Here is a 12,696-nt window from a genome sequence, read left to right as displayed (position 1 = left end):
AATCGTCTCCAATTTAATTTTGTTTTAATCTTACCTTTAATTTTACTAAAAATAGCTCATACTTAAAAATAATTAGTTAATACTAATCTTGCTATATTAAAATAAGCAATTAAGGTAACAACATCAGCAATAGTAGTAATTAAAGGTCCAGCCATTAAAGCTGGATCTATTCTTATAAACTTGGCTAAAATAGGTAAAAGCCCTCCTAATATTTTTGCTACCATCAACCCTATCATTAAACATGCAGAAACAACAAAAGCTATTTTGAATTTCTCATTATTCTCAGGAATTACAAAAAACACAATTCTTAAAAAATTAATACTAGCAAGAATTGAACCAACTAGAATACTAACACATACTTCCTTAAGTAGCACCTTGAAAAAATCCTTTACCTTAAGAGTCCCAAGAGCAAGTTCACGAATAATCAATGCAGATGCCTGAGAACCAGCATTACCCGAAGTATCCATTAAAAGTGGAATAAAGCTAGTTAAAATAACCAAAGACAAAACCAAATGCTGATAATTAGTGATTATAGTGGCAGTTAGGGTAGAAGATATCATAAGAATCAAAAGCCAGATTATTCTATTTTTTGTCATATCAAAAATAGAAGTATCAAGATAAGACTTACCTAAAGGAGTAACTGCGGCCATTATCTGGAAATCTTCAGTATTTAAACTCTGAATAACTTCAAGAATATCATCAATAATAATAACTCCTATCATTCGCCCTTCATTATCAACAACAGGAACACTTGAGATATCATGATTTTGAAAAAGAAGAGCAACATCTTCCTTTTCATCACTAACTTTCACAATATAAAATCCGCTACTCCTCATTATTGCAGAAATAATAACATCATCACCAGACAACATCAAATCTTCAATTTTGATAACACCTTTCAACCGTTTTTCTTCATCTGTAATATAATAGGTATAAATGTCTTCCTTAGTTTTTGCAACCTTTCTAATATAATCAAGAGCTTCTCCAACACAAAAATAATCTTTAAGCTCAATATATTCTATCGTCACAATTGAACCAGCAGAGTCATCGCTGTAAGACAAAAATTTATTAATAATTTCCCTATTCTCCTCAGTAGAACTTGCTAAAAATCTTTGCACAACATTTGCTGGAACTTCTTCTAAGAGATCAATAACATCATCAAGATTTAATTCATCTATCATTTCTCTTATTTCTCTGTTTGTAAAGGAATTAGCCAATTTGTTTTTTGTACCTTGATCAAAATTAGAAAAAGCTTCCACAGCAACTTTTTTGGGGAGGAATCTATAAAGTAAAATCAAATCAGAACCATTAAGTTTTTTTAAAGCTTCACTAATATCAAAAGCATCGTATTTTAAAAGCTCTTCCTTTATGTCAGAATATTTCTTCTCTTCAAGCAAGGTTTTTAAAAATACAACATCTATCATATCAATATCTCCAAGATTTTAATTTTGAATAAATGTTTATAGTCAAATTATTAATTAAAGCTTATCTAAAAGCATTGAACATCTACCTGAAGGTATAGGCAGAGTCTTTTCTTTTTTATTCAATATGTTTATTGTAAAGTAATAAAGTTTTTCAGATTCCATCTTGATCTCCCAGCCCCTCTTGCCCTTATTACATATAATTGTGGTTTGATTTTTTTTAAGTGATAAACTCTCTATTCCCATAACTTCAAGAGCAGGAATATTCCAATAGACTGTTTTATCGGGCAGACTAATTGTAAGTCCAATAATATTTTCTATCATCAGGCTAATACTAAAAAGTGCAAGATAACAAATAACATCCTTTTCTGGAAGAATCTTTTTCTCAACATCTAAGTATGCAGGTCCCTCTTTCATTGGCTTATAAGCCTCCCAAACATGTCCCTTAACTTTGCCATCAGGCAATAGAGTATCTAATATATAATACAAATGTCTTATGGTAAATTCTCTTGCAATATTTGCACGTCTACAATATTCAAGTCCTTTAATAACAAAGAAATTCATATAAGTATACACAGAACCATGATATCCATTTCCATCTAAATTAAAGCTAGGATCAGTAACTGAAAGAGTAGGAAAAGGATTTGGAGTTCCAAAGTGTTCATGACTTTTTAAATAAAAAATCATTCTCTCTATTCTATCTTCACTTGGAATTTCAGAAAGCAGTGGTAAAAATCCTACTATTGCCTTACACCTAACAATATTTTCGTTAATATCAAGATCATAATAAAAACCATCTTTTTCATCCCACATTAATGAATTAATTTTAGCCTTAAGAGAAAAAAATCTTTTTTTATACTCGAGAGATAAATTTTTATCGTTTAATATGTCTGCCAACTTTGCAATACAATATGCACTGTGTACCTGAAATGAATTAAAATCTATTGGATAATAAGCACCCTTTCTGGGAGAATTTTTATAAAAAATCTTATTCATATCAATTGAATAAAGGCCATTTGATTTTAAAAACTTTTTCTCTATCCACTTATAATACTTATCAAGAACTGGTAAAACATCACAGATACGTTTCTTATTGCCTGTTTTATGATATAAATTGTATTCAACCCAAGCAAAAATAGGCAAGCCAATACCATCATCATTTCCTTCTATATGAACAATATTATTATTGCGGTCATAACGAGCTCTAATTGCACCAGATGCTTCTTGGAGTTCATAAAATTTATCAATAGTAGATGTGGGGGAATATTCTCCATTACTATAAACAAGAAAAAAGCTTGAAAGACAAGCTTGAAGTTGATCCATAAACTCAAGGTTTTCAGAATAATAGTTTTTATCCTTTCTACCCCTCTCTAAAGCTTGAGAAAAAACAATTTTGTCGCGAATCCAAGAAAGACTCTTATTATAAATATCAATAAAATCCTGATCGTAATAGTAAATTTTGGGAAAAACACTCTTATTCAATGCTCGAACCTCTGAAAACAAATATCAATCAACTCCTATTTATTATACATTATAATAATAACAAAATGAGACTGAAAACCAAAAATTTTAATATTAAACACAATTTTAAAGCTAAGCAATATCAAAGCAAAATAAATGAGTCAAAACTATATATTGCAATAACAGATTGATGTAACTTAAAATAATTAAAAAAACTGAGGCTTAAACGATAATCACCCAAGCCTAATTGATATTAAAAATGAAAATATATTGCGCAAAAATTACCTAAAAATGAAAACTAATTAGCAAATTCTTTCAGGAATTTATTATAAGTACTCTCATTATTTGGAACAACAATCTTCCTGTTAATTATTTTTTCAGAAATATTATCTAATTCCTTTGCAAGCTTAAAAGAAATCATCTTAGGATTTTTAACAAAATCTAAAAAGCCCTCTCTTAATCCATAATTTAATATATGGCCCCCTTCAAAAGCATTAGTTTTTAAGTAATTAGAAATTATAATATTCAAAATTCGTCCAATATCTTTGATTGAAGATGTAATTACACTCTCAGGTGCAAGATGTGACTGATCTTGATCAACTCCAATAACATAAGACTCATCTCCAAAATTGCTAGCAGCCTCAATAACTCCAACTCCAGCTAAACCCGCAACATGATAAATAATGTCTACTTTATCTGCATACATCTCATTTGCCATGTTTCTTCCAGTATCAATATCAACAAAACTGCCAATATAATTATTATCAATATTGATATTCCTATTTGCATACATAGCACCAGCTCCATACCCATACCTAAATGCATTAACAATTGTGTTATCAACTCCACCTAAAAATCCAATTTTACCCGTCTTAGATATCCTAGCTGCAATATAACCTACCAAAAATGCTCCTTCTTCATTTCTAAAAGTTATGGCTGACAAATTTTCAGGGATGACCAAATCACTATCATAAACAGGATCAATAATTACATATTTAATCTCTGGATTTTTTAAAGCAACAATAATAGCAGAATCACTAAGCTTATATCCAATTAACCAGATAAAATTTGAGCCACTATTTTTTAATGATTCAAGATCATCTAAATAAGAATTTGAACTAGATTCCTTCATGACTATTTCTAATCCAAATTCTTTTTCTACTTTTTTAGCACCGTCCCAAGCACCCTTATTAAAAGTCTTATCATCAAAGACCCCATCAACCAAAACGGCAATCTTAGCAAAATTACTATCAAGTTTAGAATTAAAACATGAACAACACAAAATACATAAAATTAAAAATAAATTTTTCACATAATATCTCCCTTTAAACCAATCTAATTAAAAATTTATAATCTTGCCTTAAATAAATCAAATTCATGGTCAGTAGAAGGTATAATAAGTTTCCCATTAACTATCTCAGTTTGAAGCTTTGTAATGGTATCAAATAAATCATTGCCAATAATATTAGGATCTTTGACAATATCGATAACGCCTTCTTTCATTCCTTCTTCGATTATCCTACCACCATTAAATTTGTGTCTTTTTATAGCATCCAATGAATAATTATATACTGCCTTTCCAACATTCTTAAGCACAGAAGTAATAACATGCTTAGGTGCAAGGGGTGACTGATCCTTATTAATCCCAATAACGTAATGACCAGCTCCAAGCTTCTTTGCAGCAGAAAAAACACCAAGTGCAGCAGGACCCATTACAGGGAAAATAACATCAACGCCATTCTCAATATACATATGCTCGGCAACAGATTTACCAGAAGCTCCACTAAATTCATCTAAAACTCTATTTACAATCACTCTTGTTTTAGGTTCCGCATAAAAAGCCCCTGCTCTAAAGCCAACTAAAAATCTCTCAACATACTTAATCTTAACACCAGTTATAAATCCAATCCTATTACTTTTACTCATCTTAGCAGCAAGATAACCAGCTAAAAATGATCCTTCCTCAGCTTTAAAATTAATAGCTAAAAAATTCTTAGGAATTAAGTTATTATCATCATAACCAAAAGGATCTATAATTCCATAAAAAATATTTGTATTTTCATGAGCAAGTCTTAAGGCAGAATCTGAAAAATGAGCACTAATAAACCAAATAAGATTGGCACCATCCTTTTGCACTGTGTAAACATCTTCTTCTAATACTTCACTAGCTGTCATTAATCTTTTGCCTTCAACAGGATAAGGTGTTAAAACTTTTGGAATAAGCTTCATTCCAAATTCATTTCTTATTTTAACGGCAGCCTCAAAAGCATTTTGGAAATATCCTTTATCATCAAAATTACCTGGAAACATGATTCCCATAATAATTTGTTTATCAACAAAAGAAGAAGACTTTTTTGAAGAAAAACAAGATACAAACAATAAAATAAATAAAATTATAAAATATAAATTTTTTGACACAACCTACCCTCTCCTTATAAAATAGCTTTAAACATTTTTTAATTTTAAAAAAACTATCAACAAAAACAACAATAAGTTATAAACATCAAAACTTACCTTACATAAAGTAAAGGTAAATTTAAAAAAAATCAAAATTAATGAAATTGCCTTTCTCTAAGCAAGGAATCAATTCAATAGATTATGAATATCTAAAAACTTATTATATCCATCAAGATTACTTGGAACTGAAATATCGCCATTAACTATTTTATCTTCTATAGTTTCAATCTCGACTTTAATATCATTTTTGATGAAATCATGCTTAATAATACTTACGGAACCGTTTTTAAGTCCTAATTTTAATACTTTTCCACCATCAAAATCATTTGTATCCAAATAATTCTTTGTTATTTCATAAATAAAATTCCCAACATTTTTAACAACTGACGTTAAAACATTATCAGGTGCAAGATGCGACTGATCTTGATCAACTCCAACGATATAATATCCATCCCCAAGTTCCTTTGAAACCTCAATAGCACCAAGACCTGCAAGACCTGCTGCTATAAATATAACATCGGTACCATCTTTGTACATATTTAAAGCAATAGTCCTAGCTAAAGATAAATCTACAAACGATCCTACATACTGGGGATTCAACTCAATATTCTTATTTGCATATTTAGCACCAGCTTCATATCCATACCTAAATGCATTAATAACTACACTTTCCATTCCACCTAAAAACCCAATCTTACCTGTCTTAGATGTCTTAGCAGCTAAATACCCAGCTAAAAATGAAGCCTCTTCAACTTTAAATGATAGGCCAAGCAAATTATCATGCAAATTTATATCACCCTCATAAGTAACATCAACAATTCCATAATTAACACCTTTATTAAGGGCAGCAGCCTGCTCAGTAGCTTCTTGAAGTCTAAAACCAACTCCCCAGATAATGCTAGAACCTTTATCTTTAAGATCTTCTAAATCACTAGCATAAGCAGTACTTGTTGAAGCTTTACCAATAATCTCAACTCCAAAATCTCCTTCTAACATTTGAGCACCTTTCCAAGCATCCTCACCAAATGATTTGTCATCAAAAGTTCCATCAACTATTAGAGAAATTATGGGCTTTGCCAAAGATTTAGAAGTCAATGATTGTTTTTCACAACCTAAAAAAGCTAACACAACAAAAATGAACATTATGAATTTATTCATATAAAAACTCCTCATAGTTATATTAGCTCTTATGTCACAGATTAACAATAAAGTCACTATAAGATTTTTCGTCTTTAGGAACTTTAATCTCATTACCAACTATTTTGTTTTTAATTTTTGAAAGAAAATCATAATCCTCGATTAAATTTAAATTTATTGATTTATTAAGAATCAAATCAAGTGCTCCATCTTTAAGTCCAAATTCTAAGTTGTCTCCACCATTCCACTTGCCAAAATTTAGATAAGATCTCATCAAATCTAACATAACTACGTCAACCCTCTTAACATATGATAAAAGTACATTATCAGGTGCAAGATATGACTGATCCTGATCAACACCAATAATGTAATGTCCATTTCCAAGCTCTTTTGCAACCTCAATAGCGCCAAGACCTGAAAGTCCTGCTGCTGTAAATATAATATCAATCCCAGAAGCATACATCTTACTTGCCATTAAATGTCCAAGAGAGATATCAGAAAATGTCCCTACATACTGGGAATTTAACTCAATATTCTTATTTGCATATTTAGCACCAGCTTCATATCCATATCTAAATGCATTAATAACTACACCTTCCATTCCACCTAAAAACCCAATTTTACCCGTTTTAGATGCATTAGCAGCTAAATAACCAACTAAAAACGCTCCTTCCTCAGATCTAAAATTTACATTCACTAAATTTTTGGGTAATTCAACATCCTCTGAGTAAGCACCTTCAATAATTCCATAATGCACATTGGTATTTTCAAGAGATTTTCGCAAAAACGTATCTGTAAACTTAAAACCAACTCCCCAAATTAAACTAGAACCACCTTCTTCCAATCCTCCAATATCTGCTAAATAATCAGAAACCTTGGATTCTTTCCGAATTATATTAACTTTAAACTCTTCTTTAATTTGAGTCATTGCATTGGAAGAACTTTCATTAAAACCTCTATCATCAAAGGTCCCATCGACAATGACAGAAATAGTATTAGAAAGTGAAGCTTGATCTTGATCTTGTGAACCTGAACAACCTAGAAGAAAAAAAAATAAAAAAACCTTTTTTAACATATAGACACCCTCGATCAATTATATCTAAGATCAACAAACCTCACAATAATATGTATTAAAAAGGTATTTTACGATTACCATCTGTAATGCGTGAAGGCTCTATTCGCCTCTGCCATTCTATGAGTATCTTCCCTTTTTTTAAAAGCAACACCTGTTGAATTATAAGAATTAACAAGTTCATTTCCCAATTTTTCTTGCATTGATTTTCCACTTGCTTTTCTGGCAGCTGCAATAATCCACTTCATTGCCAAAGCCTCACGCCTTTCCTCTCTAACTTCAACTGGAACTTGATAAGTAGCACCACCAACCCTTCTACTTCTAACCTCTATTAATGGTTTAACATTATCTAAAGCCTTACTAAAAGCAGCAACCTTATCAACTTCCTCAGTTTTTTCTGCAAGAATATCAATTGAATTATAAACTATGGCTTCACTGATGGATTTTTTTCCATCATACATCATTCTATTCACAAATTTAGCAATAACTTGAGAATTATACTTAGAATCTTTAAAGACCTTTTTTTTAATTTTTTTACTCTTTCTTGACATACAATTTATACCTCTTTAAGCTTTTGGTTTCTTAGTTCCATACTTAGAACGACCTTGCTTCCGATTATTAACACCAAGAGTATCCTTAGCTCCTCTGATGATATGGTACCTAACACCTGGCAAATCTTTAACTCGTCCACCTCTAATTAAAACAACTGAATGCTCTTGTAAATTATGACCAATCCCTGGAATATAAGCTGTTACTTCAAATCCATTTGAAAGCCTAACACGGGCTACTTTTCTTAAAGCTGAATTAGGTTTCTTAGGTGTAACCGTCATTACACGAGTACAAATTCCTCTTCGTTGAGGACAATTTTGAAGCGCAGGAGATGCTGTCTTTTCTTTTTGACTCTTTCTTGGCTTCCTAATTAGTTGATTGATTGTAGGCATCTATGCTCCCTTTTTCCTAATTTTACCAATAAATGGTATCAAATATATAATTTATTTTCAAGCTACATTTCAGAGCTTGAATTTTCCCTTACCTTAACTCTTTTATATAAATTCATACCTGTTCCGGTAGGAATTAAATGTCCAATTACAACATTCTCCTTAAGACCTTTAAGATCATCGACACTACCTGCAATTGAAGCATCTGTTAAAACTTTAGTCGTTTCTTGGAAAGAAGCAGCTGAAATAAATGAATCGATATTAAGGGATGCCTTTGTTATCCCAATAAGGATTGGACTAGCTACTGCAGGCTCACCACCCTGTTCAATTACCCTTTTATTTTGCTCATAAAAAGTATGCTTATCCACCTTTTGATTATAAACAAAATTAGTATCACCTACAGATACAATCTTAACTTTCTTCATCATCTGCTTAATGATTACACCAATATGCTTATCATTAATACTTACACCCTGTTTTCTATAAACATCTTGAATTTCTGCTAATAAAAATTCTTGCAAACTAATTCCACCAAGAATTTCAAGGACATCATGAGGATTAATTCTTCCATCACAAAGCATATCTCCAGCCTTAACAACATCTCCATCCCTAACTAAAAGATGTTTCCCAGCAGGAATATAATGCTTATGCTCAATTCCATACTCATCTAAAACATTAATGAGTCTTTTACCTTTTTGAATCGCTTTAAACTGAACAATTCCACTTACCTTAGCCATCTCAGTCAAATTCTTTGGAATCCTTGTCTCAAATAAATCATTAACCCTAGGAAGACCACCAGTAATATCTTGAGTTTTCTCAGAACCTTTAGAAAGTTTAGCAATGATATCACCTATATCAATATCTTGTCCATCCTCAATTTGCAAATAAGCATCTCCAGGAAGAACATAAGATGCAATCTCAATTCCTCTATCATTAATAATTAAAATCCTAGGATCAAGAGACTCAAAAACTTGATCCGTGATTTTTTTCTCAATATTTCCCGTTTCAAGGTTTATTTCTTCTTTAAGAGTTGTTCCTAAAATAATATCTTTAAATTTAACTTTTCCCCTAACTTCAGCAATAATTGGTTCCGCAAATGGATCAAATGTTCCAATTACACGCCCAGCCTCAACATAATCACCCACATTGACTTCAAGTTTCGTACCAGTCTTTAAAGATATCTCTTGCTCTTCAGAGACAATCATTAGCTTGTTATCTTTAATTCTAACATAACCAATATGAGATGATAATACATCAATACCATCCTTGCTTGTAAACAAAGGCATTCCCTTAATTACCTTTTGAGAATCTAATACCTTAATCTCTTTAATATTCTTAATATCTTCTTCATAAATAACATTTATTACTCTTAAAGTTCCTTTTCTTGTAAAAAGCAATCCTCCATCAACTTGCACATTAAATCCCTCTAGTCCATTAAGAATGAAAGAGTTTTTAAGCGCAATCTTATCATCTTCACTACCAGCCTGTGCAACTCCCCCAATGTGAAAAGTTCTCATGGTAAGCTGTGTTCCTGGCTGCCCTATTGACTGAGCTGCTATTATCCCAACAGCCTCTCCAATATTAACAGGCTTATTATTTGAAAAGTCACGCCCATAACATTTTTGACAAACTCCATGCTCAGCTTCGCAAGTCAAAACAGATCTAATTACAAGACTGTCAATACCAACAGTTTCCAATAACTTTATCTTATCCTCTGTAATTTCTTCATTTACATCTAAAATAATCTCTCCTGTAATAGGACTTTTTATTCTCTCAATTGAATAACTACCAACGGATTTTTCTCTTAAAGGCTCAACTATTTCTTCACCATTCTTTAAAGCCTCAACTTTTATACCATTAATAGTTCCACAATCTTCTATTCTAACAACAACATCTTGAGCAATATCTACCAATCTTCGCGTTAAATATCCGGCATCCGCTGTCTTAAGAGCTGTATCTGCAAGCCCCTTTCTTGCACCATTTGTAGAGATAAAGAACTCTATAACAGAAAGCCCTTCTTTAAAATTAGAAATAATTGGAAGTTCAATAATATCTCCAGAGGTTTTAGCCATCAATCCTCTCATTCCTGCAAGCTGTCTTATCTGATTTCTACTCCCACGAGCACCAGAATCAGCCATCATATAAATCACATTAAATCCATCTCTATCTTTTTTAAGAATTTCCATCATCTTATTGGTAAGTTCTTCATTTGTCTTTGACCAAACAGAAACAACATTGTTGTATCTCTCTTCTCCAGTAATAACACCTTTGGTATAATCATTTTGAATTTTTGCAATTTCTCTATTAGCCTTATCCACATATACTTTTTTCTCTTCAGGCACAATAATATCGCTCATGCTTATTGTACATCCAAATTTAGTAGCATATTTAAAACCAAGCTCTTTAATAATATCCAACATCTCAATTACAATAGAAGAACCATACACAACATAAACTTCAGAAATCAAATTCTGTAACTCATAATCGCTAAGGGTTTTATTTACAAATGAAATCTTTCCTGGTAAAGCTTCGTTAAATACAACACATCCTGCGGTAGTTTCTATGTACTTACCATCAACCTTTACATAAATCCGTGCATTGTAGTCTAAACTTTTATTATTAATTGCAAGAAGAACATGATTGAAATTAGAGAACTTACGCCCTTCTCCCACTACATTTTTCCTCTCCATAGTTAAGTAATAAAGACCTAATATAATATCTTGAGATGGAAACACAATAGGATGTCCGTTTGCAGGATTTAACAAATTATTAGTTGATAACATCAATGCCCAACTTTCAGCCTGTGCTGCAGGTGTTAAAGGAACATGCACAGCCATTTGATCACCATCAAAGTCAGCATTATATGCATGACAAACAAGAGGATGTAATTTAATTGCCTTCCCTTCAACTAACACTGGTTCAAAAGCTTGTATTCCCAGCCTGTGAAGTGTTGGGGCACGGTTTAAAAGCACAGGATGTTCTTTAATAACATTGTCTAAAATCTGCCATACTTCATCTACTTCTTGCTCAATTAGACTCTTTGCTCGCTTTATGTTAAATACGGATTCACTCTCAATCAATTTTCTAATTACAAATGGTTTAAAAAGCTCAAGCGCCATCTTTGCAGGAATACCACATTGATGTAGTTTAAGTTCAGGTCCCACAACAATTACAGAACGACCTGAATAATCAACTCTCTTTCCAAGAAGGTTTTGCCTAAATCTACCTTGTTTACCCTTTAGTGCATCAGAGAGAGATTTAAGAGGTCTATTGGATGTACCCTTCACAACCTTTCTCTTATGAGAATTATCAAAAAGAGAATCAACTGATTCCTGTAACATTCTTTTTTCATTTCTGACAATAATCTCAGGTGCATTAAGAAGCAAAAGTTTTCTCAACCTATTATTTCTATTTATTACTCTTCTATAGAGGTCATTGAGATCAGAAGTTGCAAATCTTCCACCATCAAGCTGAACCATCGGTCTAATTTCTGGAGGAATAACAGGAAGTACATCCATAATCATCCATTCTGGTTTATTTCCAGAAACTTTAAAATTTTCAATGATCTCAAGACGTCTTAAAAGTTTCTTATCTGTCTTATCATCTTTATCAATCATCTGAAGTCTAAGCTTGGATGAAAGTTCATCAAGATCAAGGTTCTCAAGTAAAGTTTTAATGGCCTCAGCACCCATTGAAGCACTAAAAGACATCCCATATCTCTCTTTTGCTTCAGAGTATTCATCTTCATTTAAAAGCTGCATCTTTTTAAGATCAGTATCACCTGGCTCAATTACGATATACTTTTCATAATAAAGAATAGAGTTTAAATTAGAAGCTGTAATATCAAGCAAAAGACCAATTCTAGAAGGAATATATTTATAATACCAGATATGAGCAACAGGAGCTGAAAGTTCAATATGCCCCATTCTCTCACGTCTAACTTTAAAATGAGTCACCTCAACATTACAACGATCACAAATAATACCTTTATATCTTATTGACTTAAACTTTCCACAATAACATTCCCATTCTTTAGTAGTTCCAAAAATTCTCTCGCAAAAAAGACCATCTTTCTCAGGTCTTAAAGTTCTATAGTTAATAGTTTCAGATTTTTTAACCTCTCCATAAGACCAACTCCTAATTTGATCAGGAGATGCTATCTTTATTCTTATCTTTTCAAAATCTTTTATCTCTTTCATAAAACCCTCAA

Annotated in this window: 9 protein-coding genes; all 9 read right to left on the bottom strand. The window is 31.7% G+C overall.

Annotated elements, in window-relative coordinates; translation table 11 throughout:
• Positions 1 to 62 precede the first annotated feature (62 nt).
• Positions 63 to 1,424, bottom strand: coding sequence for a magnesium transporter (mgtE, locus tag QMG63_RS02585; RefSeq protein ID WP_281861445.1), 1,362 nt, complete (start codon positions 1,422 to 1,424; stop codon positions 63 to 65).
• A 54-nt stretch (positions 1,425 to 1,478) separates the two neighbouring features.
• Positions 1,479 to 2,903: an MGH1-like glycoside hydrolase domain-containing protein gene (locus QMG63_RS02580; RefSeq protein ID WP_281862083.1), complete on the bottom strand. Its 1,425-nt coding sequence runs from the start codon at positions 2,901 to 2,903 to the stop codon at positions 1,479 to 1,481.
• A 277-nt stretch (positions 2,904 to 3,180) separates the two neighbouring features.
• Positions 3,181 to 4,194 (bottom strand): BMP family ABC transporter substrate-binding protein, encoded by a 1,014-nt coding sequence (locus QMG63_RS02575; RefSeq protein WP_281861444.1) that lies wholly within the window; start codon positions 4,192 to 4,194, stop codon positions 3,181 to 3,183.
• A gap of 35 nt (positions 4,195 to 4,229) precedes the next feature.
• Positions 4,230 to 5,300: a BMP family lipoprotein gene (locus QMG63_RS02570; protein WP_281861443.1), complete on the bottom strand. Its 1,071-nt coding sequence runs from the start codon at positions 5,298 to 5,300 to the stop codon at positions 4,230 to 4,232.
• A 165-nt stretch (positions 5,301 to 5,465) separates the two neighbouring features.
• The gene (locus QMG63_RS02565; RefSeq protein ID WP_281861442.1) at positions 5,466 to 6,497 is read right to left on the bottom strand and encodes a BMP family lipoprotein; all 1,032 of its coding nucleotides are present in this window, start codon (positions 6,495 to 6,497) and stop codon (positions 5,466 to 5,468) included.
• 34 nt (positions 6,498 to 6,531) lie between these two features.
• Positions 6,532 to 7,551 (bottom strand): BMP family lipoprotein, encoded by a 1,020-nt coding sequence (locus QMG63_RS02560; RefSeq protein WP_281861441.1) that lies wholly within the window; start codon positions 7,549 to 7,551, stop codon positions 6,532 to 6,534.
• Between the two features lie 74 nt (positions 7,552 to 7,625).
• Positions 7,626 to 8,099 carry a 30S ribosomal protein S7 gene (gene rpsG / locus QMG63_RS02555; protein ID WP_281861440.1) on the bottom strand — a complete coding sequence of 158 codons (474 nt, stop codon included), beginning with the start codon at positions 8,097 to 8,099 and terminating at the stop codon, positions 7,626 to 7,628.
• A gap of 15 nt (positions 8,100 to 8,114) precedes the next feature.
• Positions 8,115 to 8,489: a 30S ribosomal protein S12 gene (gene rpsL, locus QMG63_RS02550; protein WP_011772336.1), complete on the bottom strand. Its 375-nt coding sequence runs from the start codon at positions 8,487 to 8,489 to the stop codon at positions 8,115 to 8,117.
• 62 nt (positions 8,490 to 8,551) lie between these two features.
• Complete coding sequence (gene rpoC, locus QMG63_RS02545) at positions 8,552 to 12,685, bottom strand: DNA-directed RNA polymerase subunit beta' (protein WP_281861437.1); 4,134 nt, start codon at positions 12,683 to 12,685, stop codon at positions 8,552 to 8,554.
• Positions 12,686 to 12,696 lie beyond the last annotated feature (11 nt).

Origin of the sequence: Candidatus Borrelia fainii, from assembly GCF_027925085.1 — a bacterium.
Taxonomy (GTDB): domain Bacteria; phylum Spirochaetota; class Spirochaetia; order Borreliales; family Borreliaceae; genus Borrelia; species Borrelia turicatae.
Note: the sequence above shows the minus strand (reverse complement) of the source record. Positions and strands in the feature narration are given on the sequence as shown.